The organism is Pseudomonas sp. TWR1-1-4, assembly GCF_049897165.1.
In the GTDB taxonomy this organism is placed as follows: domain Bacteria; phylum Pseudomonadota; class Gammaproteobacteria; order Pseudomonadales; family Pseudomonadaceae; genus Aquipseudomonas; species Aquipseudomonas canadensis.
Genome location: NZ_JAFCVS010000003.1, coordinates 446,568 through 466,907, shown reverse-complemented (window position 1 = coordinate 466,907; position 20,340 = coordinate 446,568). Strand labels below are relative to the sequence as shown.

General features: G+C 60.7%; 18 protein-coding genes. 10 read left to right on the top strand and 8 right to left on the bottom strand.

Annotation, left to right across the window (positions count from 1 at the left end; genetic code table 11):
• Positions 1-62: 62 nt before the first annotated feature.
• The 6 genes from prpD to ACP7C6_RS10555 all read right to left on the bottom strand — a co-directional run bounded on the left by prpD (position 63) and on the right by ACP7C6_RS10555 (position 8,553).
• Positions 63-1,547, bottom strand: a complete 1,485-nt coding sequence (gene prpD / locus ACP7C6_RS10580; RefSeq protein ID WP_426108679.1) for a 2-methylcitrate dehydratase — start codon at positions 1,545-1,547, stop codon at positions 63-65.
• Between the two features lie 199 nt (positions 1,548-1,746).
• Positions 1,747-2,937, bottom strand: a complete 1,191-nt coding sequence (prpF, locus tag ACP7C6_RS10575) for a 2-methylaconitate cis-trans isomerase PrpF (RefSeq protein ID WP_426108678.1) — start codon at positions 2,935-2,937, stop codon at positions 1,747-1,749.
• Between the two features lie 9 nt (positions 2,938-2,946).
• Entirely contained in the window at positions 2,947-5,541 is a 2,595-nt protein-coding gene (gene acnD / locus ACP7C6_RS10570; RefSeq protein ID WP_028617522.1) for a Fe/S-dependent 2-methylisocitrate dehydratase AcnD, read from the bottom strand.
• Positions 5,542-5,671: 130 nt separating this feature from the next.
• On the bottom strand, positions 5,672-6,799 hold the full coding sequence (gene prpC, locus ACP7C6_RS10565; protein WP_068935377.1) for a bifunctional 2-methylcitrate synthase/citrate synthase: 1,128 nt from the start codon (positions 6,797-6,799) through the stop codon (positions 5,672-5,674).
• A gap of 150 nt (positions 6,800-6,949) precedes the next feature.
• Entirely contained in the window at positions 6,950-7,843 is an 894-nt protein-coding gene (prpB, locus tag ACP7C6_RS10560; RefSeq protein WP_028617524.1) for a methylisocitrate lyase, read from the bottom strand.
• Positions 7,843-8,553: a GntR family transcriptional regulator gene (locus tag ACP7C6_RS10555; RefSeq protein ID WP_016979247.1), complete on the bottom strand. Its 711-nt coding sequence runs from the start codon at positions 8,551-8,553 to the stop codon at positions 7,843-7,845. The genes prpB and ACP7C6_RS10555 overlap by 1 nt, the downstream gene beginning before the upstream one ends.
• Before the next feature lie 272 nt (positions 8,554-8,825).
• Between ACP7C6_RS10555 and ACP7C6_RS10550 the strand changes: the two genes are divergently transcribed.
• From ACP7C6_RS10550 to ACP7C6_RS10525, 6 genes are all read left to right on the top strand, one after another.
• Positions 8,826-9,362, top strand: a complete 537-nt coding sequence (locus tag ACP7C6_RS10550; RefSeq protein WP_426108677.1) for an ATP-dependent zinc protease — start codon at positions 8,826-8,828, stop codon at positions 9,360-9,362.
• A gap of 5 nt (positions 9,363-9,367) precedes the next feature.
• The gene (locus tag ACP7C6_RS10545) at positions 9,368-10,900 is read left to right on the top strand and encodes an inactive transglutaminase family protein (protein ID WP_028617526.1); all 1,533 of its coding nucleotides are present in this window, start codon (positions 9,368-9,370) and stop codon (positions 10,898-10,900) included.
• Positions 10,900-11,886 carry an alpha-L-glutamate ligase-like protein gene (locus tag ACP7C6_RS10540; protein WP_016979244.1) on the top strand — a complete coding sequence of 329 codons (987 nt, stop codon included), beginning with the start codon at positions 10,900-10,902 and terminating at the stop codon, positions 11,884-11,886. Before ACP7C6_RS10545 ends, ACP7C6_RS10540 begins: the two co-directional genes overlap by 1 nt.
• Before the next feature lie 85 nt (positions 11,887-11,971).
• Entirely contained in the window at positions 11,972-13,315 is a 1,344-nt protein-coding gene (pabB, locus tag ACP7C6_RS10535) for an aminodeoxychorismate synthase component I (protein ID WP_426108676.1), read from the top strand.
• Between the two features lie 229 nt (positions 13,316-13,544).
• Complete coding sequence (locus ACP7C6_RS10530; RefSeq protein ID WP_122687255.1) at positions 13,545-13,847, top strand: type II toxin-antitoxin system HigB family toxin; 303 nt, start codon at positions 13,545-13,547, stop codon at positions 13,845-13,847.
• Positions 13,847-14,203 carry a helix-turn-helix domain-containing protein gene (locus tag ACP7C6_RS10525; RefSeq protein WP_426108675.1) on the top strand — a complete coding sequence of 119 codons (357 nt, stop codon included), beginning with the start codon at positions 13,847-13,849 and terminating at the stop codon, positions 14,201-14,203. Before ACP7C6_RS10530 ends, ACP7C6_RS10525 begins: the two co-directional genes overlap by 1 nt.
• Before the next feature lie 106 nt (positions 14,204-14,309).
• Here the strand turns inward: ACP7C6_RS10525 and thrH are convergent, their stop codons facing one another.
• Complete coding sequence (gene thrH / locus ACP7C6_RS10520) at positions 14,310-14,927, bottom strand: bifunctional phosphoserine phosphatase/homoserine phosphotransferase ThrH (protein WP_426108674.1); 618 nt, start codon at positions 14,925-14,927, stop codon at positions 14,310-14,312.
• A 153-nt stretch (positions 14,928-15,080) separates the two neighbouring features.
• Between thrH and ACP7C6_RS10515 the strand changes: the two genes are divergently transcribed.
• From ACP7C6_RS10515 to ACP7C6_RS10505, 3 genes are all read left to right on the top strand, one after another.
• Positions 15,081-15,815, top strand: coding sequence for a phosphoadenylyl-sulfate reductase (locus ACP7C6_RS10515; protein ID WP_003214958.1), 735 nt, complete (start codon positions 15,081-15,083; stop codon positions 15,813-15,815).
• A gap of 344 nt (positions 15,816-16,159) precedes the next feature.
• Positions 16,160-17,686 carry an NCS1 family nucleobase:cation symporter-1 gene (locus ACP7C6_RS10510; RefSeq protein ID WP_028617532.1) on the top strand — a complete coding sequence of 509 codons (1,527 nt, stop codon included), beginning with the start codon at positions 16,160-16,162 and terminating at the stop codon, positions 17,684-17,686.
• 13 nt (positions 17,687-17,699) lie between these two features.
• Positions 17,700-18,428, top strand: coding sequence for an aspartate/glutamate racemase family protein (locus ACP7C6_RS10505; RefSeq protein WP_068935389.1), 729 nt, complete (start codon positions 17,700-17,702; stop codon positions 18,426-18,428).
• Positions 18,429-18,532: 104 nt separating this feature from the next.
• On the opposite strand, the gene ACP7C6_RS10500 is transcribed toward ACP7C6_RS10505, so the two are convergent.
• Positions 18,533-19,456, bottom strand: coding sequence for a LysR family transcriptional regulator (locus ACP7C6_RS10500; protein WP_028617534.1), 924 nt, complete (start codon positions 19,454-19,456; stop codon positions 18,533-18,535).
• A 126-nt stretch (positions 19,457-19,582) separates the two neighbouring features.
• Between ACP7C6_RS10500 and ACP7C6_RS10495 the strand changes: the two genes are divergently transcribed.
• Positions 19,583-20,329 carry a 3-oxoacyl-ACP reductase family protein gene (locus ACP7C6_RS10495; RefSeq protein WP_311893388.1) on the top strand — a complete coding sequence of 249 codons (747 nt, stop codon included), beginning with the start codon at positions 19,583-19,585 and terminating at the stop codon, positions 20,327-20,329.
• Positions 20,330-20,340: the final 11 nt, after the last annotated feature.

The window sequence follows — 20,340 nt, the reverse complement described above, 5'->3', positions numbered from 1 at the left end:
TAGGAGCGGGCTTGCTCGCTCCCACATTGATCGGGTTCCGACAGAGGAATACGTGATGCCAATTAGATCACGAACAGGTCCACAAACCGATTGACCGGTGTGGCTTCAAGCCGTGCCTGATCCTTGCACAGCGCAAAAATCTCGGCACTGCGCTGCGCGGTAAACCGTGTGGCCAGATTGGCCTTGAACTTGTCTTCCAGCAACGGAATGCCGTCCACCCGACGCCGGCGATGGCCAATCGGGTACTCCACCGCCACCTGCTCGGTGCTGCTGCCATCCTTGAAGAACACCTGCACGGCATTGGCGATGGAGCGCTTGTCGGCCTCCAGGTATTCGCGGCTGTAACGTGGGTCTTCGACGATGACCATTTTGTCGCGCAACTGATCGATGATCGGGTGGGCAGCGTGGAATTCATCCTCGTACTGCTCGGCCACCAGGTTGCCGAATGCCAACGGCACGGCGGTCATGTATTGCAGGCAGTGATCGCGGTCAGCGGCGTTGGCCAGTTGGCCGACTTTGGAAATGATACGAATCGCCGATTCATGGGTGGTGATCACGATGCGCTCGATTTCCTGTAGGCGGTCTTTCACCAACGGATGCAGCGTCACCGCAGCCTCGCAGGCGGTTTGCGCGTGGAATTCGGCGGGGAAGCTGATCTTGAACAGCACGTTTTCCATCACATAGGTGCCGTAGGATTGGGCCAGGCTGAACGCGCGTTTGTCCTCCGGCTTGAGCGCTAGGTCCTTGTTGGTGTGGCTGAACAGCACGTCATAGAAACCCCACTGCGGCGCGCTCAAGACACCCGGAATACCCATCTCGCCACGCATGGCGATATCCGCCAGGCGCACGCCCCGACTGGAGGCATCGCCCGCTGCCCAGGATTTGCGCGAGCCGGCATTCGGTGCATGCCGGTACGTACGCAATGCCTGCCCATCGACAAACGCATGGGACAGCGCCGCCAGCAACTGCTCACGGTTGGCGCCCATCAGCTTGGCGGTGACCGCCGTGGAGGCGACTTTCACCAACAGCACATGGTCAAGGCCCACGCGGTTGAAGGAGTTTTCGAGGGCAATCACGCCTTGGATTTCGTGGGCCATGATCATCGCTTCCAGCACTGCGCGCACGGTTAGCGGCGCATCGCCATTGGCCACGCGTTTCTGCGACAGGTGATCGGCCACGGCGAGGATGCCGCCGAGGTTGTCCGAGGGGTGGCCCCATTCGGCGGCGAGCCAGGTGTCGTTGTAATCGAGCCAGCGCACGATGCAGCCGATGTCCCACGCGGCCTTGACAGGGTCCAACCGAAACGACGTGCCCGGCACCCGCGCGCCAAACGGCACCACCGTGCCCTCGACAATCGGCCCCAGGTGCTTGGTGCACTCGGGGAAACGCAGGGCCAGCAGGCCGCAGCCCAAGGTGTCCATCAGGCAGTTGCGGGCGGTGTCCAGTGCATCCCGGGAGTCGATCCGGTAGTTCAGGACATAGTCAGCAATATCCTGCAGGACCTGATCGTAGTCCGGACGGTTGTTCTGGTCGACGTTGGCGCTCATGGCAGTACTCCAAGAAGAGGGTTGGGATCAGTCCTCGGGCTCACGGTTGTCAAAAAGCAGATCTTGGATGCCTGCCTTGGAATAGATATCTCCTGTGGGAGCGAGCTTGCTCGCGAAGGCGGTGTGTCAGGCACTGAAATGTCACTGTTCCACCGCATTCGCGAGCGAGCCCGCTCCCACACGGGTCCAGTATTGAACCTTAGAAGGCGTCACCAGGGACGCGGACGAAACCTTCCATCAGCACTCGCGCGCTGCGGCTCATGATGGCTTTCTTCACCACCCATTCGCCGTTTACCTGGGTGGCTTCTGCGCCCACACGCAAGGTGCCGGACGGGTGCCCGAAGCGCACTGCATTGCGTTCAACACCACCCGCCGCCAGGTTGACCAAAGTCCCGGAAATTGCCGCCGCCGTGCCAATCGCCACCGCAGCGGTGCCCATCATCGCGTGGTGCAACTTGCCCATGGACAGCGCACGCACCAGCAGGTCCACATCACTGGCCTTGATCGCCTTGCCACTCGACGCCACGTAGTCCAAAGGCTTGGCCACAAACGCCACCTTCGGCGTGTGCTGGCGCTGGGCGGCTTCGTCCAGGTGCTTGATCAGGCCCATACGCAAGGCGCCATAAGCTCGCACCGTCTCGAACATCGCCAGGGCTTTCGGGTCGCTATTTATCGCGCCTTGCAACTCGGTGCCGGTATAGCCGAGGTCTTCGGCGTTGATGAAGATCGTCGGAATGCCGGCGTTGATCAGCGTGGCCTTGAAGGTGCCGACGCCGGGCACTTCCAGCTCGTCGACCAGGTTGCCGGTGGGGAACATCGAACCACCGCCACCCTCTTCTTCCGCCGCCGGGTCCATGAACTCCAACTGCACTTCGGCGGCTGGGAAGGTCACGCCGTCCAGTTCGAAATCACCGGTTTCCTGCACCGCACCGTCGGTGATTGGCACATGAGCGATGATGGTCTTGCCGATATTGGCCTGCCACACTCGCACCACGGCCACGCCGTTGTGCGGGACGCGGGCCGGGTCGACCAGGCCGGCGCTGATGGCAAAGGAGCCGACAGCGGCCGACAGGTTGCCGCAGTTGCCACTCCAGTCCACGAACGGCTTGTCGATGGAGACCTGGCCGAACAGGTAGTCCACGTCATGCTCGGCGCGGGTACTTTTGGCCAGGATCACCGTCTTGCTGGTGCTGGAGGTGGCGCCACCCATGCCGTCGATTTGTTTGTCGTAGGGATCGGGACTACCGATCACCCGCAACAGCAAGGCATCGCGCGCGGCACCTGGCACCTGCGCCGATTCGGGCAGGTCCTTGAGGCTGAAAAACACGCCTTTGCTGGTGCCGCCACGCATGTAGGTGGCGGGAATCTTGATTTGCGCTACGTGTGCCATGGTGTCCTCTCAGGCCGTCGCCGCCGATTCCAGGAAGTCCTGGGCGAAACGTTGCAACACGCCGCCCGCCTCGTAGATCGACACTTCTTCGGCGGTGTCCAGGCGGCAGGTCACCGGCACTTCGACACGTTCGCCATTCTTGCGGTTGATCACCAGCGTCAACTGCGCACGCGGGGTGCGTGCGCCGACCACGTCATAGGTTTCGCTGCCATCGATCTTCAGGGTGTTGCGGTCGGTGCCCGGCAGGAACTCCAGCGGCAACACGCCCATGCCCACCAGGTTGGTGCGGTGGATGCGCTCGAAACCTTCAGCGGCAATCGCTTCAACACCGGCCAGGCGCACGCCCTTGGCCGCCCAGTCGCGGGACGAGCCCTGGCCGTAGTCGGCACCGGCAATAATGATCAGCGGCTGCTTGCGCTCCATGTAGGTCTCGATGGCTTCCCACATCCGCGTGACCTGGCCTTCAGGCTCGATACGCGCCAGGGAACCCTGCTTGACCTTGCCGTTTTCCACCACCATTTCGTTGAACAGTTTCGGGTTGGCGAAGGTGGCGCGCTGCGCAGTCAAGTGGTCGCCACGGTGAGTCGCGTAGGAGTTGAAGTCGACCTCCGGCAAGCCCATTTTCGCCAGGTATTCGCCGGCGGCGCTGTCGAGCATGATTGCGTTGGACGGCGACAGGTGGTCGGTGGTGATGTTGTCGGGCAGCACCGCCAGCGGGCGCATGCCCTTGAGTGGACGAGCACCGGCCAGCGCGCCTTCCCAGTAAGGCGGGCGGCGGATGTAAGTGCTTTGTGGGCGCCAGTCGTACAGCGGCGCGACTTTCGGGCCAGTGTCTTCGTGGATGGCGAACATCGGGATATACACCGCGCGGAACTGCTCTGGCTTGACCGAGGCCTTGACCACCGCGTCGATCTCTTCGTCGCTCGGCCAGATGTCCTGCAGGCGGATTTCCTTGCCGTGGGCGTCCAGGCCAAGCACGTCTTTCTCGATGTCGAAACGGATGGTGCCGGCAATCGCGTAGGCCACTACCAGCGGCGGCGACGCCAGGAAAGCCTGCTTGGCATACGGGTGGATACGCCCGTCGAAGTTGCGGTTGCCCGAAAGCACGGCGGTGGCGTACAGGTCGCGGTCGATGATTTCCTGCTGGATCACTGGGTCGAGCGCGCCGGACATGCCGTTGCAGGTGGTGCAGGCAAACGCCACCACGCCAAACCCGAGTTTTTCCAGCTCGTGGCCCAGACCCGCTTCCTCCAGGTACATGGCCACGGTTTTCGAGCCGGGCGCCAGGGACGATTTGACCCATGGTTTGCGCGTCAGCCCCAGCTTGTTGGCATTGCGCGCCAAGAGGCCTGCAGCAATCACGTTGCGCGGGTTGCTGGTGTTGGTGCAACTGGTGATGGCCGCGATAATCACCGCGCCGTCGGGCATTTGCCCCGGCACTTGGTCCCACTGGCCGGAAATGCCCTTGGACGCCAGGTCGCTGGTGGCAACACGGGCATGCGGGTTGCTCGGGCCAGCCATGTTACGCACGACGCTGGACAGATCGAACGTAAGGCCGCGCTCGTATTGCGCGCCTTTCAGGTCATCCGCCCACAGGCCGGTGTGGCGGGCGTATTGCTCAACCAGGGTGACTTGTTCGTCTTCACGGCCAGTGAGCTTGAGGTAGGCGATGGTCTGCTGGTCGATATAGAACATCGCCGCGGTGGCGCCGTATTCCGGGGCCATGTTAGAGATGGTCGCTCGGTCGCCCAGGGTCAGTGCCGAAGCGCCTTCACCGAAGAACTCCAGCCAGGCGCCGACCACTTTCTGCTTACGCAGGAACTCGGTCAGCGCCAGCACCATGTCGGTGGCGGTGATGCCCGGCAGCAGCTTGCCGGTGAGTTCCACGCCGACGCTTTCCGGCAGGCGCATCCATGAAGCGCGGCCGAGCATCACACTTTCCGCTTCCAGGCCGCCGACGCCAATGGCGATCACGCCCAGCGCGTCAACGTGAGGGGTGTGACTGTCGGTGCCGACGCAGGTGTCCGGGAATGCCACACCGTCACGCACCTGGATCACCGGAGACATTTTCTCCAGGTTGATCTGGTGCATGATGCCGTTGCCGGGCGGGATCACGTCGACGTTCTTGAAAGCCTTTTTGGTCCACTCGATAAAGTGGAAACGGTCTTCATTGCGACGGTCTTCGATGGCCCGGTTTTTCTCGAACGCGTCCGGGTCGAAACCACCGGCTTCGACGGCCAGGGAGTGGTCGACGATCAGTTGGGTCGGCACCACCGGGTTGACCTGGGCCGGGTCGCCGCCTTGCTGGGCGATGGCATCGCGCAGGCCGGCAAGGTCAACCAGCGCGGTCTGGCCGAGAATGTCATGGCACACCACACGCGCCGGGAACCACGGAAAGTCGAGGTCGCGCTTGCGTTCGATCAGTTGGCTGAGGGAAGCGTTGAGGGTGGCCGGATCGCAGCGACGCACCAGGTTTTCCGCGAGTACGCGGGAGGTGTAAGGCAAGGTAGCGTAGGCGCCGGGGGTGATTGCCTCGACCGCCGCACGGGCGTCGAAGTAGTCCAGGCGGCTGCCGGGGAGCGGTTTGCGGAATTCAGTGTTCATCGGTCAGGACTCGGTCACGGTAGGTTTCAGGGTTGCCCCTTCCCCTGTAGGAGCCGGCTTGCCGGCGATGAGGCCCTTGAGACCGCCATCGCCGGCAAGCCGGCTCCTACAGGGATCGAGGTGTTCCCATTCAGCGACGTTCGATTGGCACGAACTTGCGCTGCTCTACGCCGGTGTACTCGGCGCTTGGACGGATGATGCGGTTGTTGGCACGCTGCTCGAACACGTGGGCAGCCCAGCCAGTCAGGCGCGAGCACACGAAAATCGGCGTGAACAGCTTGGTCGGGATGCCCATGAAGTGGTACGCCGAGGCATGGTAGAAGTCGGCGTTGGGGAACAGTTTCTTCTGCTCCCACATGGTCTTGTCGATGGCTTCGGAGACCGGGAACAGCACCTTGTCACCTACTTCGTCAGCGAGTTTTTTCGACCAGCCCTTGATCACTTCATTACGCGGGTCGCTGTCTTTGTAGATCGCGTGGCCGAAGCCCATGATCTTGTCCTTGCGCGCCAGCATACCGAGGGTGCCTTCGACCGCTTCTTCAGCGGACGAGAAACGCTCGATCATCTCCATCGCCGCTTCGTTGGCGCCGCCATGCAGCGGGCCACGCAGGGAGCCGATGGCGGCGGTGACGCAGGAATACAGGTCGGACAGGGTTGACGCACACACCCGCGCAGTGAAGGTCGAAGCGTTGAATTCGTGTTCCGCGTAGAGGATCAACGAAACGTTCATGACCTTGACGTGCAACTCGCTCGGTTTCTTGCCGTGCAGCAGGTGCAGGAAGTGGCCGCCAATGGAGGGTTCATCAGTCACGCAATCGATGCGTTTGCCGTCATGGCTGAAGCGATACCAGTAGCACATGATCGCCGGGAAGGCGGCCAGCAGGCGGTCAGTGACGTCGTGCTGCGCGCCAAAATCTTTCTCGGGCTCGATATTGCCCAGGAACGAGCAACCGGTGCGCATCACGTCCATCGGGTGAGCGTCGGCGGGGATGCGTTCCAGCACTTCTTTCAGCGCTTGCGGCAGGTCGCGCAGCTTGCTCAGCTTGGCGCTGTAGGCGGCCAGTTCGGCCTTGGTCGGCAGTTCGCCGTACAGCAGCAGGTAAGCGACTTCTTCAAACTGCGCATCGGCGGCCAGTTCGCGCACGTCGTAGCCGCGATAAGTCAGGCCGGCGCCGGCCTGGCCCACGGTGGACAGTGCAGTCTGCCCGGCCACCTGGCCACGCAGGCCGGCGCCACTCAATACTTTTGCTTCAGCCATTTTTCTTCTCCAATCTTGTATTTATAAGGAGGCCTTGGTTAATCGCGGCCCTGTAGGAGCCGGCTTGCCGGCGATAGGCCCTTGAGGCTTGCGCCAGGTTCGAAGGCGCAATCGCCGGCAAGCCGGCTCCTACAGTTGTTCGTCAGGCATTTATTTCTTGGCGGCAAACAGCGCGTCGAGCTTCTGCTCGAAGGTGTGGTAGTCGATGCGATCGTAAAGCTCCATGCGGGTCTGCATGGTGTCGATCACGTTCTGTTGGGTGCCATCGCGACGGATCGCGGTATAGACATTCTCGGCGGCCTTGTTCATGGCGCGGAAGGCCGAGAGCGGGTACAGCACGATGGAAACATCGGCAGATTTCAACTGTTCGGTGGTGTACAGCGGCGTGGCGCCGAACTCGGTGATGTTGGCCAGGATCGGGGCCTTCACCTTTGACGCAAAGAGCTTGTACATCTCAAGTTCAGTGATGGCTTCCGGGAACACCATGTCGGCGCCGGCTTCGATGCAAGCGGCGGCGCGCTCCAGCGCAGACTCCAACCCCTCCACCGCCAGGGCATCGGTGCGGGCCATGATCACGAAGCTGTCATCGGTGCGCGCATCCACGGCAGCTTTGATGCGGTCGACCATTTCCTGCTGGGACACGATTTCCTTGTTCGGGCGGTGTCCGCAGCGCTTGGCGCCGACCTGGTCTTCGATATGGATCGCGGCCGCGCCGAACTTGATCATCGACTTGACCGTGCGCGCCACGTTGAACGCCGAGGAGCCGAAACCGGTGTCCACGTCCACCAGCAGCGGCAGGTCGCAGACGTCGGTGATGCGGCGCACGTCAGTCAGCACGTCATCCAGGCCAGTAATCCCCAGATCCGGCACGCCAAGAGAACCGGCAGCCACACCGCCACCCGACAGGTAGATCGCCTTGAAACCGGCGCGCTTGGCCAGCAGCGCGTGGTTGGCATTGATCGCACCGACCACCTGCAAAGGATGCTCGCTGGCGACCGCGTCACGGAAACGCTGGCCTGGAGTCGTCTTATTATTGGAACTCATCATTCACCTCGTGATTGGGCAGTGCCGTCCGGGAAGTGACGGGCAATGTTGCGTTTGGATGCGCCGATATGCCGGCGCATCAACAGTTCGGCCAGTTCACCGTCGCGATCGGCAATCGCGTCAAGGATGCGATGGTGCTCGGCAAAGGCCTGGCGTGGACGATTGGGGGTGGCGGAGAACTGGATGCGGTACATGCGCACCAATTGGTACAGCTCGCCGCAGAGCATTTGGGTCAGGGTGCGGTTGCCGGCACCTTGAATGATCCGGTAATGAAAATCGAAGTCGCCCTCCTGCTGGTAGTAACCAAGGCCGGCCTGGAAGGCTTCATCGCGCTCATGGGTATGCAGCACCTGGCGCAGCTCTTCGATTTCCGCATCGGTCATGCGCTCGGCGGCCAGGCGGCAGGCCATGCCTTCGAGGGATTCGCGGATTTCATAGAGCTCGATCAGCTCGGCGTGGCTCAATGAAACCACCCGCGCGCCGACATGCGGCACGCGCACCAGCAGCCGCTGGCCTTCCAGCCGATGGATTGCCTCGCGCAGCGGGCCGCGGCTGATGCCATAGGTGCGCGCCAGTTCCGGCTCGGAGATCTTGCTGCCGGGAGCGATCTCACCCTTGACGATGGCGGCCTGGATACGCCGGAAGACGTTCTCGGACATGGTCTGGGAATCGTCTTGCGCCACCACTGGGGATTCCAGCTGATCCAACATATTGTCGACACCTTCAAAAGCAATGCCGCAAAAACTAGCCAATCAGCCCTGGATAGTCAAAGAATAAATCCATATTGTCGACAATCGTCTAATAACCGCCGATGCACCCTTGCAGGGCATGGCCGCCTGCCAGCGCTGGCGCCAAAAAAGCATCATGTTAGAATGCCCGCCACTTTTGCCTGACATCGCGAGATGAAACGGCGCACGAGGGAGCTTGCGCAGTAATGCCAGTCGCCTTGAATTGAACATCGCACTGCACCGCCTCGGGATTTATGAGACTCAAGCCCTTCCTTCTATTGATTTGCCTCCTGGCTGCACCGGGCCTTGGCGTCGCCGCCCAGAAGACCGTGTACGGCCTCAACGAATACGCCCAGTTGGCCGGGATCGACCTGGAAGTCGCCGCCAAACTGGACACCGGCGCCAAGACCGCCTCCCTCAGTGCCCGTGATATCAAGCGCTTCAAGCGCAACGGTGAATCCTGGGTGCGTTTCTACCTGGCCATCGACACCGCCCATTCCCACCCCATTGAACGCCCCCTGGCCCGCGTCAGCAAGATCAAGCGCCGCGCCGGTGACTATGACCCCGATGAGGACAAGAACTACACCGCCCGTCCGGTGATTGCTCTGGATATCTGCATGGGCACCGCTTTACGCAGCATCGAAGTGAACTTGACTGACCGCAGCGCATTCCAATACCCGCTGCTGATCGGCTCCGAAGCGCTGAAACGCTTTGATGCGCTGGTCGACCCCAGTCTTAAATACGCAGCAGGCAAACCCGCCTGCGCCGCCGACGCTCATACCGCCGAGTAAACCGAATGCGCTCTCTGACCCTGCACCTGAAAATCCTCATCGCCATCCTGGTGGTGTTGGGTATTTCGGTCACCGCCTACCAGATCTTCGTGCTGGGGATCCCCGTCACCGAGGACGCCACCGACGACTTGTGGAACATCGACGCCAAGGTCGAGTTCGTCGCCAACCCGAAAGACCCGGTGAAGATCCAGATGTTCGTGCCGCCCCTGAGCCGCGACTTCGTCAGCCTCAACGAGAGCTTTATCTCGAACAACTACGGCGTGAGCGTCAACCGCACCGACGGCAACCGCAAGGTGACCTGGTCGGCACGCCGCGCCAAGGGCAACCAGACCCTGTATTACCGCCTGGTCCTCACCAAGCGTTACAGCGGTGAAAAGGTCAAGGTCAAGGGCCCGACCTTCCGCGACAGCATTGCCGTGGAAGGCCCGGAAAAAATCGCCGCCGAAGCCCTGCTGGCGCCGATCCGCCAGCACTCGGCCGACGTCGAGACCTTTATCAGCGAAGCCATCAAGCGCACCAACAACCTCAATGACGACAATGTGAAGCTGCTGCTGGCGGGCGACCCCTCCATCCCGCACAAGGCCAAGATCGTCGAGTTGCTGCTGTCCATCGCCCACGTACCGGTGGAAAAGGTCCACACCATCCGCCTGGTGGCCGACCAGCCGCAAACCCCTGAACTCTGGCTGCGCAGCTTCAATGGCAATGACTGGCTGTACTTCAACCCGGAAACCGGCGAACAGGGCCTGCCCACCGACCGCCTGCTGTGGTGGACCGGTGATGAAAACCTGATCACCGTCGATGGCGGCAAGAAGGCCATGGTGACCTTCAGCCTGAACAACAGCGAAATGAACGCGATTCGCCTGGCCAAGCTGACGGACGAGAACACCGACGCCAACTTCCTCGAATATTCGCTGTACGGCCTGCCGCTGCAAACCCAGCAGACCTTCATGATCATGGTGATGATCCCGATTGGCGTGCTGGTGATTTTGATCCTGCGCAACTTGATCGGCCTGCAGACCTTGGGCACGTTCACGCCAGTGCTGATCGCCCTGGCGTTCCGCGAGACACAACTGGGCTTCGGGATTGTGCTGTTTACGATTATCACGGCGCTGGGGCTGTCCCTCAGGTCGTACCTCGAACACCTGAAATTGCAGATGCTGCCGAGGTTGTCGGTGGTGCTGACGTTCGTGGTGGTGCTGATCGCGGCGATCAGCCTGTTCAGCCATAAACTGGGGCTGGAGCGCGGGTTGTCGGTGGCGCTGTTCCCGATGGTGATTTTGACCATGACCATCGAACGCCTGTCGATCACCTGGGAAGAGCGCGGCGCCAACCATGCGCTGAAAGTGGCGATTGGTACGCTGTTCGCCGCATCCCTGGCGCACCTGATCATGAGCGTGCCGGAGTTGGTGTACTTCGTGTTTACCTTCCCGGCAATCCTGCTGATTCTGGTGGGCTTCATGCTGGCCATGGGTCGTTATCGCGGCTACCGCTTGACCGAGCTGGTGCGTTTCAAGGCCTTCCTGAAGGCTGACCAGTAATGTTCGGTTTCTGGAAGACCTGGAAAGCCCTGGAAGCGCGGGGAATCATGGGCATCAATCGGCGTAACGCCGACTACGTGCTCAAGTACAACAAGCGCAGCCTGTACCCGATCGTGGATGACAAGATCATCACCAAGGAGCGCGCCCTGGCCGCCGGCATTCATGTGCCGGAGATGTACGGGGTGATTTCCACCGAGAAGGAGATCGACAAGCTCGACGATATCATCGGCGGGCGCAGCGACTTCGTGATCAAGCCGGCCCAGGGCGCCGGCGGTGACGGCATCCTGGTGGTGGCAGACCGCTTTGAAGGGCGCTATCGCACGGTGTCCGGCAAGATCATCAGCCATGAAGAGATCGAGCACCAGATCTCCAGCATCCTCACCGGCCTGTACTCGCTGGGCGGCCACCGCGACCGTGCGTTGATCGAATACCGCGTGGTGCCTGACCAGATCTTCAAGAGCATCAGCTATGAAGGCGTGCCGGACATCCGCATCATCGTGCTGATGGGCTACCCGGTGATGGCCATGCTGCGCTTGCCGACCCGTCAGTCGGGCGGCAAGGCCAACCTGCACCAAGGGGCGATTGGCGTGGGTGTCGACCTCGCGACCGGCCTGACCCTGCGGGGCACCTGGCTAAACAACATCATCACCAAACACCCCGACACCACCAACGCGGTGGATGGCGTGCAACTGCCCAACTGGGACGGTTTCATGAAGCTTGCGGCGGGCTGCTATGAGCTGTGCGGCTTGGGCTATATCGGCGTGGACATGGTGCTCGACCAAGAAAAAGGCCCGCTGATCCTGGAGCTGAATGCGCGGCCTGGGCTGAATATCCAGATCGCCAACGACTGTGGCCTGACCCTGCGCACCCATGCAGTGGAAGCCCGGCTAGAAGAGCTGAAAGCCGCCGGCGTGACGGAAACCCCGGAAGAACGCGTGAAGTTCGTGCAGGAAATGTTTGGGCATATTCCACCTGTGGAAGGCTGAAGATCGCATCGCCGGCAGGCCGGTTCCTACAGTGGAATGCGGTACAATTGCCGCCCCTTCTATGCCCATAGCTGATTCGCCTCGCATGTCGACCTGCTCTGTATACCCACTGCCTTACCAGGCCAACCCCGCTGCGTATTTTGCGGCGATTCGCAATGCGCCTGGCGCGGTGCTGCTGGACAGCGGCCGACCGGCAGCTGAGCGCGGGCGTTATGACCTGCTGAGCGCTTGGCCACAAGCGACATTGACGGTTTCACCTGACGAAAGCGGTGGTGATTTCCTGCAACGCTTGCGGGAAAACCTTACGCAGTTGGGCGAGGCGGATCTGCCCGCGGGCTATGAGCTGCCGTTTGCGGGCGGGCTGATCGGCTACCTGAGCTATGATTTTGGTCGCCATCTTGAGCACATGCCGCACCTTGCCGCGGACGATTTGCACCTGCCGGACGCGCGCTTCGGGCTATATGCCTGGGCATTGATCAGCGATCATCAGGCGCAGACCAGCCAGCTTGTGTTTCATCCGGCACTGGCCGAGAGCGAGCAACACCGCTTGATCACTCTGTTCGGCCAGCCGGTAGCCAGCAACGCGGCGACCTTCAAGCTTAAAGGCCCCATGGCTCCGGACCTCAGCGCCGAGGCCTATCGCCAGGCTATCGTGCGCATCCAGGACTACATCCAGGCCGGCGACTGCTACCAGGTCAACTTTGCCCAGCGCTTCCGAGCGTCGTGCACGGGCGATCCCTGGGTTGCCTACTGCGCCTTGCGCGAAGCCTGCCCGACGCCGTTCTCCGGATTCCAGAGCCTGCCGGACGACGGCGCGGTGCTGAGCCTGTCGCCCGAGCGCTTTGTGCATATCAGCGAGCGCCGCGTCGAAACCCGGCCGATCAAAGGCACCCGCCCCCGCGGCCTGACGCCCGAAGACGACGCCGCCAACGCCGCCGAACTGCTGGCCAGCCCCAAGGACCGCGCCGAAAACCTGATGATCGTCGACCTGCTGCGCAACGATCTTGGCCGCACCTGCCGTACCGGCTCGGTGAGCGTGCCGGAGCTGTTCAGCCTGGAGAGCTACCCCAACGTGCACCACTTGGTGAGCAGCGTCATCGGCGAATTGGCCGATGGCAAAGACGCCCTCGACCTGATCGCCGGCAGCTTCCCCGGCGGCTCCATCACTGGCGCGCCGAAGATCCGCGCGATGCAGATCATCGACGAACTTGAGCCGACGCGACGCGGGTTGTACTGCGGGTCGCTGGTGTATCTCGATGTGCGGGGAGAGATGGACAGCTCCATCGCCATTCGCAGTTTGTTGGTCAAGGATGGGCAGGTGTGCTGCTGGGGCGGCGGCGGGATTGTGGCGGATTCGCAGTGGGAGGCGGAGTATCAGGAGTCGCTGACCAAGGTGCGGGTGCTGTTACAAACTTTGGAAAACCTGTAGCCCCCAAGCTCCTCCTGGCTCTGTAACATAGGGCCAGGCAGCAAGAAAGATCCTGATTCAGAACGCGTGTGGACGGTGAGTGAACTGGAAGATAGCGTCCAGCTCCGACCGTCCACCCGCCGTTTGTGAGGGATCACATGAAGCGTCTGCTTACTCGTCAGAAATTATTTCCGAGATTGCATCTCGACCCAACCACACCCATTACCTCCCAAATTGGGAGGTGGCAGCGATGCGAATAATCGCTCTCTCTACCTTGCGAATATTCTGGGAAAGCCACTCAGCTTATTCCGACGCCAAAGCGCCTCTTGTCGAGCTGTATCGCCCTATGCAAAAGGCGAATTACCCAACGCCGCAAGCGCTCAAAGCAGAGCTTAGAGCGGCAAGCATTCTTAAAAGTGGCAGGGTTGTCTTCAACGTGGGCGGCAACAAGTATCGAGTGATACTGGCGATCGACTATCAGCGACAACTTGGGTTCATACGTTTCGTGGGGACTCATGCCCAGTACGATCAGATCAACGCGGAGACCGTGTGATGAACATCAAACCTATACATTCCCATGAGGATCTAACTGCTGCGCTTGCGCGCGTGGAGCAGATATGGGGAGCGGAAATCGGCTCACCTGAGGGTGACGAGCTGGAAATTCTTGCTGTTCTCATTGAGAAGTACGAGGCAGAGCATTTTCCGATGCCGCCCTCGGACCCTGTGGAAGCGATCAAATTTCGCATGGAGCAACTGGGCATGACCGCCCGGGACCTGGAGCCATTTATCGGCACCAGCGGGCGGGCGTCCGAAGTGCTCAATCACAAGCGCAAGTTGAGCTTGTCGATGATCAAGCGCTTGCACGAAGGCCTGAGTATTCCTTATGAGCGCTTGCTTGCAGGGGTTTAACTGGAATATATACGGTGACTTTACTGGCCCCTTCGCGAGCAAGCCCGCTCCCACATTTGTGGGAGCGGGCTTGCTCGCGAATAGGCTATCAGTAGCGCCGGATAACCTACAGGCTCAACGACCGATTCGACGCCTTGATAAATTCTTTCTTCAAATCCCCGAACGTATGCACCGCTGGAAACTGCGGGAATTCACGGATCACATTTTCCGGCGCATGGAACAGAATCCCACGGTCGGCTTCGCCCAGCATGGTGGTGTCGTTGTAGGAGTCACCCGCGGCAATCACGCGGTAGTACAGGCTCTTGAAGGCCAATACCGATTGGCGCTTGGGGTCTTTCTGGCGCAGTTGGTAACTCACCACGCGGTCGGTTTCGTCGGTGATGAGGCGATGGCACAGAAGGATCGGGAAACCCAGTTGACGCATCAGCGGCTGGGAGAACTCATAGAAGGTGTCCGACAGGATCACCACCTGGAAGCGCTCGCGCAGCCAGTTGACGAACTCGACAGCGCCGTCCAGCGGCTTGAGGGTAGCGATCACTGCCTGGATATCCGCGAGCTTGAGCCCGTGTTCATCGAGGATCCGCAGGCGCTGCTTCATCAGCACGTCGTAGTCGGGAATGTCCCGAGTGGTGGCCCGCAGGGATTCAATACCGGTTTTTTCGGCGAAGGCGATCCAGATTTCCGGAACCAGCACCCCTTCCAGGTCGAGACAGGCAATTTCCACAAGACACTCCCATTGTTGATGTTATCGGTTGAGCGAGCAAAAGGACTGCCGAACTCTAGCGATTCAAGCTCGCCGCCGCAACGCAGAGCGGATTTTGATACCATCGCTCCCCTATAGAGCGCTCAGCGCCACTGACCTGTAGGAACCGTCCTGATGAACCAAGCCTTCGACGTCGCTGAACTCGCCGCGACTTACGCCAACAAATCTGCCCAAGACATTCTCAAACTGGCATTCAGCCAGTTCGGTGATGACCTGTGGATTTCCTTCAGCGGCGCCGAGGACGTGGTGCTGGTGGACATGGCCTGGAAGCTGAACAAGAACGTCAAGGTGTTCAGCCTCGACACCGGCCGCCTGCATCCGGAGACCTACCGGTTTATCGAGCAGGTGCGTGAGTTCTATAAAATCGACATCGAACTGATCTCGCCGGACCAGAGCAAACTGGAACCCTTCGTCAAAGAAAAGGGCCTGTTCAGCTTCTACAAGGACGGCCATGGCGAATGCTGCGGCGTACGCAAGATCGAGCCGCTGCGCCGCAAACTTTCCGGCGTCAGTGCCTGGGCCACCGGCCAGCGCCGTGACCAGAGCCCGGGCACCCGCAGCCAGGTGGCGGCGCTGGAAATCGACACAGCCTTCTCCACCCCGGAGCGCACCCTGTACAAGTTCAACCCGCTGGCGCAGATGACCAGTGAGGAAGTCTGGGGTTACATCCGTATGCTGGAGTTGCCCTACAACAGCCTGCATGAGCGCGGCTTTATCAGCATCGGCTGCGAACCCTGCACCCGCCCGGTGCTGCCGAACCAGCACGAACGCGAAGGCCGCTGGTGGTGGGAAGAAGCCACCCAGAAGGAATGCGGGCTGCATGCGGGGAATATCATCAGCAAGGCATGACCCTCGATCTGTACACAAGAATGTCACCATTAGTGCCATTCTTGTGTGCACCTATAAAATTACGCACCGAAAAGTTACATTCTTCCCCGCCTCAACACCCTCGCTGTTTTGCACACACTTCACCCAACAAAATAAATAGCTGTTCAAACGGTCAATTTATATCGCTTTGAATTCAGCTAGTTATTTCCTTCGCCTATAAAAACGAAATTACCCACAGTTTTCATAGATCAAAAACTGGCACGCAAGTGGCTTAAGGTGAAATGCGCTTTGTATACAATAAATACAAAACCTACATACACTTTGCCATCTGCGGCTTGGCTGCCGATGCGCTGGAGCCTGCCGGAATGCGTACAAGCCTCTCGAATAACATCGCACTGGATCTGCCCTCCTCCCTGAAGCCCGAAGCCATCGAGCCAGGCCCGCTGGTGCTCAGCCCACGCCTGCACAACAAGGACTTGGCACCCACCAAAGTCGAAGGCCGGCGCTGGGGGCGCTACAGCATCTTTGCGCTGTGGACCAATGACGTGCACAACATCGCCAACTATTCCTTCGCCATTGGCTTGTATGCCTTGGGCTTGGGTGGCTGGCAGATCCTGTTGTCACTCGGTATCGGCGCGGCGCTGGTGTACTTCTTCATGAACCTGTCGGGGTACATGGGGCAGAAGACCGGCGTGCCCTTTCCGGTGATCAGCCGTATCAGCTTCGGCATTCATGGCGCGCAGATTCCGGCGTTGATTCGCGCGGTGATTGCGATTGCCTGGTTCGGTATCCAGACCTACCTGGCTTCGGTAGTTTTCCGAGTGCTTTTAACGGCAATTCATCCGGGTTTTGCCGACTACGACCACAACTCGATCCTGGGCCTGTCGTCGCTCGGCTGGGCCTGTTTCGTGGCGATCTGGTTGGTGCAATTGGTGATCCTGGCCTACGGCATGGAGATGGTGCGCCGCTACGAAGGCTTCGCCGGGCCGGTGATTCTGCTGACGGTAGCGTCGTTGGCCGGTTGGATGTATTTCCAGACCGGCGGTAACATCGCCTGGTCGATCCGCGAACCGCTGCGCGGTGGCGAGATGTGGCGCAATATCTTTGCCGGTGGCGCGCTGTGGCTGGCGATCTACGGCACGCTGATCCTCAATTTCTGCGACTTCGCCCGCTCTTCGCCGTGCCGCAAGACCATCCAAGTCGGCAACTTCTGGGGCCTGCCGGTGAATATCCTGGTGTTTGCCGTGATCACTGTGCTGCTGTGTGGCGGGCAATTCCAGCTCAATGGCCGGGTGATCGAAAGCCCCACTGAAATCATCGCGGCGATTCCCAGCACCTTTTTCCTGGTGCTCGGTTGCCTGGCGTTCCTGATCGTCACCGTGGCAGTGAACATCATGGCCAACTTCGTCGCACCGGCCTTTGTGCTGAGCAACCTGGCGCCCAAGTACCTGAACTTCCGTCGCGCCGGGTTGATCAGCGCCACCGTGGCGGTGCTGATTCTGCCGTGGAACCTCTACAACAGCCCGTTGGTGATCGTCTATTTCCTTTCCGGCCTGGGCGCCCTGCTGGGGCCGCTGTATGGGGTGATCATGGTGGATTACTGGTTGATCCGTAAAAGCCGGGTGGACGTATTGCAGCTGTATAGCGAAGACCCGAATGGCGTTTATTACTACAGCCGTGGGGTCAATTTACGCGCAGTAGCGGCCTTCATTCCCGCAGCCGTGATTGCCATTCTCCTGGCGCTGCTGCCCGGTTTCGCCAGCGTGTCTCCGTTTTCCTGGATGTTTGGCGCCGGTATTGCAGGGGTGCTGTACCTGCTGATCGCCAAGCGTCAGCCGTTCTACGCCGATGTCAGCGGCGAAAGCATTGCAGTCGATAACGTCAGTCATTAATCAAGGACATTCCATGCGTATCCTCGTGGTCAACGTCAACACCACCGAATCCATCACTGAAACCATCGCCCAGCAGGCACGGGCGGTGGCTGCGCCCGGCACTGAGATTGTCGGGCTCACGCCCTACTTCGGCGCGGAGTCGGTGGAAGGCAACTTTGAAAGCTACCTGGCGGCCATCGCGGTGATGGACCGGGTGATGGCCTACGACCAGCCATTCGACGCGGTGATCCAGGCCGGCTACGGCGAGCACGGCCGCGAAGGCTTGCAGGAACTGCTGAACGTGCCGGTGGTGGACATTACCGAAGCGGCCGCCAGCACGGCTATGTTCCTGGGCCATGCCTATTCGGTGGTGACTACCTTGGATCGTACCGTGCCGCTGATTGAAGACCGCCTGAAACTGGCGGGTTTGTACCAGCGTTGCGCCTCGGTGCGGGCCAGCGGCATGGCAGTGCTGGAGTTGGAAGAAAATCCGTTGGCGGCGATGGAGGCCATCGTGCGTCAGGCGGAATTGGCCATCAGCGAGGACAAGGCTGAGGTGATCTGCCTGGGCTGTGGTGGCATGGCCGGGCTGGATGAGCAGATTCGCCAGCGCACCGGTGTGCCGGTGGTGGACGGTGTGACCGCTGCGGTGACTATCGCAGAGTCACTGGTGCGGTTGGGGTTGTCGACGTCGAAGATCAGGACTTATGCGACGCCGAGGGCGAAAAAAGTCATCGGTTGGCCGGGCCAGTTCGGACGGTAGACCGAGGAGTGGCCATCGCAGGCAAGCCAGCTCCCACAGGGGAATGCATTCCAAGGTGGGAGCTGGCTTGCCCGCGATGGCCGCGATGCGGTGTGAGCGTGCAATCAAATGGCACTGAATCGCTGCCCCAACTGCTGCTCGGCAAACTGCTCAATGATGAAATCCACAAATGCGCGGGTCTTGCCGGGCAGCAGTTTGTGTTCGGCGTAGTAAATGGAGATGTTACCGTCGTCGACGTACCAGTCGGGCAGCACCCGCACCACCGCGCCGCTGTCCAGGAACGGCACGGCCATGGGCATGCTTACCAAAGCGATGCCCAGGCCCTGGGCGCTGGCGCAGCAGGCCGCTTCGGAGTCGCTCATGGTCATGCCTGGTTTGAGCACCAGCGGGCGGTGTTCACGCTCGGTGCTGGTCAATTGCCAGGAGCGGATGCGGCCGGTTTGCGGTGAGCGGATGAGAATCCCGGTGCAACGCGCCAAGTCCTCTGGGGTTGATACCGAAGCGCGTTGCGCCAAGTAGCCCGGTGACGCCACCAGCACACGATGAGCCGGCGTCAACTTGCGCGCCACCACGCCCTGGGGCAGCTCGAAACCACCACCAATGGCGGCATCGAAGCCCTGCCCGATCAAGTCGACCTGGCGGTTATCGAAATGCCAGTCCGGGCTGATATCCGGAAACCGCTGCATGAACGTCCCCAGCAGCGGCACCACATACCGATTACCAAACACCGTACCCATGCTGACCTTGAGCGTGCCCACTGGTCGTCCTTCGGCACTGGCCAGGTTGGCCACGGCGTTCTGGATGGTGGTGAGGCTGCCACTGACTTCGTCGAGAAACAGTTTGCCAGCCTCGGTCAGCGTCAGGCGCCGAGTGCTGCGCTGGAACAAGCGCACACCCAGGCGCGCCTCCAGCTTGGCAACACTTTTGCCGACGGCTGCAGGGGTCAAGCTCAGGTGCCGGGCCGCCTCGGCAAAGCTGCCACCTTCGGCGCTGCGCACAAAGCATTCGATACTGCCAAAGCTTTCCATATCGCCCCACTCTAAACTTTTGGTTTACACAGACTATAGCAATCACGGTCTACCGGGAGGGGCTGGCGAGGTCGATACTCGGCTCCAACAACAAGGCATCCCGCCTTGAACAGCTAGGAGATCGACATGACCACACAGAACCTCAGCGGCAAAGTCGCCTTGATTCAAGGCGGTTCTCGCGGCATCGGCGCCGCTATCGTCAAACGCCTCGCGGCGCAGGGTGCAGCAGTCGCTTTTACCTACGTCAGCTCGGCTGCCAAGGCTGAAGAATTGCAGAACAGCGTGACCAGCGAAGGCGGCAAAGCCCTGGCGATCCACGCCGACAGTGCCGATGCCGGCGCCATCCGCAACGCGGTCAACGCGACGGTCGAAGCCTTTGGCCGCCTGGACATTCTGGTGAACAACGCCGGTGTGCTGGCCATCGCGCCGCTGGAAGACTTCAAGCTGGAAGATTTTGACCAGACCCTGGCGATCAACGTACGCAGCGTGTTTATCGCCACCCAGGAAGCGGCCAAGCATATGGGTGAAGGGGGTCGGGTGATCAATATCGGCAGCACCAATGCCGAGCGCATGCCGTTTGGTGGCGGTGGCCCGTATGCAATGAGCAAGGCAGCGCTGGTGGGGTTGACCAAAGGTTTGGCGCGGGATTTGGGGCCACGGGGTATCACCATCAACAATGTGCAGCCTGGGCCGGTGGATACCGATATGAACCCGGCGAACAGCGATTTTGCCGAGAGTTTGATTGGCTTGATGGCGGTGGGTCGGTATGGGCATGTCGAGGAAATTGCCAGCTTTGTGGCTTACCTCGCAGGGCCGGAAGCAGGCTACATCACCGGTGCAAGCCTGACCATTGATGGTGGCTTCAGCGCCTAGGGCTTCCTGAA

What these genes read in the sequence shown, in the direction of transcription:
- ACP7C6_RS10540 (WP_016979244.1), top strand. Translation starts at nt 10,900, where the DNA reads ATGTTCGGTTTCTGGAAGACCTGGAAAGCCCTGGAAGCGCGGGGAATC.
- ACP7C6_RS10530 (WP_122687255.1), top strand. Translation starts at nt 13,545, where the DNA reads ATGCGAATAATCGCTCTCTCTACCTTGCGAATATTCTGGGAAAGCCAC.
- ACP7C6_RS10555 (WP_016979247.1), bottom strand. Translation starts at nt 8,553, where the DNA reads ATGTTGGATCAGCTGGAATCCCCAGTGGTGGCGCAAGACGATTCCCAG.
- ACP7C6_RS10505 (WP_068935389.1), top strand. Translation starts at nt 17,700, where the DNA reads ATGCGTATCCTCGTGGTCAACGTCAACACCACCGAATCCATCACTGAA.
- ACP7C6_RS10510 (WP_028617532.1), top strand. Translation starts at nt 16,160, where the DNA reads ATGCGTACAAGCCTCTCGAATAACATCGCACTGGATCTGCCCTCCTCC.
- ACP7C6_RS10515 (WP_003214958.1), top strand. Translation starts at nt 15,081, where the DNA reads ATGAACCAAGCCTTCGACGTCGCTGAACTCGCCGCGACTTACGCCAAC.
- prpD (WP_426108679.1), bottom strand. Translation starts at nt 1,547, where the DNA reads ATGAGCGCCAACGTCGACCAGAACAACCGTCCGGACTACGATCAGGTC.
- ACP7C6_RS10545 (WP_028617526.1), top strand. Translation starts at nt 9,368, where the DNA reads ATGCGCTCTCTGACCCTGCACCTGAAAATCCTCATCGCCATCCTGGTG.
- pabB (WP_426108676.1), top strand. Translation starts at nt 11,972, where the DNA reads ATGTCGACCTGCTCTGTATACCCACTGCCTTACCAGGCCAACCCCGCT.
- ACP7C6_RS10495 (WP_311893388.1), top strand. Translation starts at nt 19,583, where the DNA reads ATGACCACACAGAACCTCAGCGGCAAAGTCGCCTTGATTCAAGGCGGT.
- ACP7C6_RS10500 (WP_028617534.1), bottom strand. Translation starts at nt 19,456, where the DNA reads ATGGAAAGCTTTGGCAGTATCGAATGCTTTGTGCGCAGCGCCGAAGGT.
- acnD (WP_028617522.1), bottom strand. Translation starts at nt 5,541, where the DNA reads ATGAACACTGAATTCCGCAAACCGCTCCCCGGCAGCCGCCTGGACTAC.
- prpB (WP_028617524.1), bottom strand. Translation starts at nt 7,843, where the DNA reads ATGAGTTCCAATAATAAGACGACTCCAGGCCAGCGTTTCCGTGACGCG.
- ACP7C6_RS10525 (WP_426108675.1), top strand. Translation starts at nt 13,847, where the DNA reads ATGAACATCAAACCTATACATTCCCATGAGGATCTAACTGCTGCGCTT.
- ACP7C6_RS10550 (WP_426108677.1), top strand. Translation starts at nt 8,826, where the DNA reads ATGAGACTCAAGCCCTTCCTTCTATTGATTTGCCTCCTGGCTGCACCG.
- prpC (WP_068935377.1), bottom strand. Translation starts at nt 6,799, where the DNA reads ATGGCTGAAGCAAAAGTATTGAGTGGCGCCGGCCTGCGTGGCCAGGTG.
- prpF (WP_426108678.1), bottom strand. Translation starts at nt 2,937, where the DNA reads ATGGCACACGTAGCGCAAATCAAGATTCCCGCCACCTACATGCGTGGC.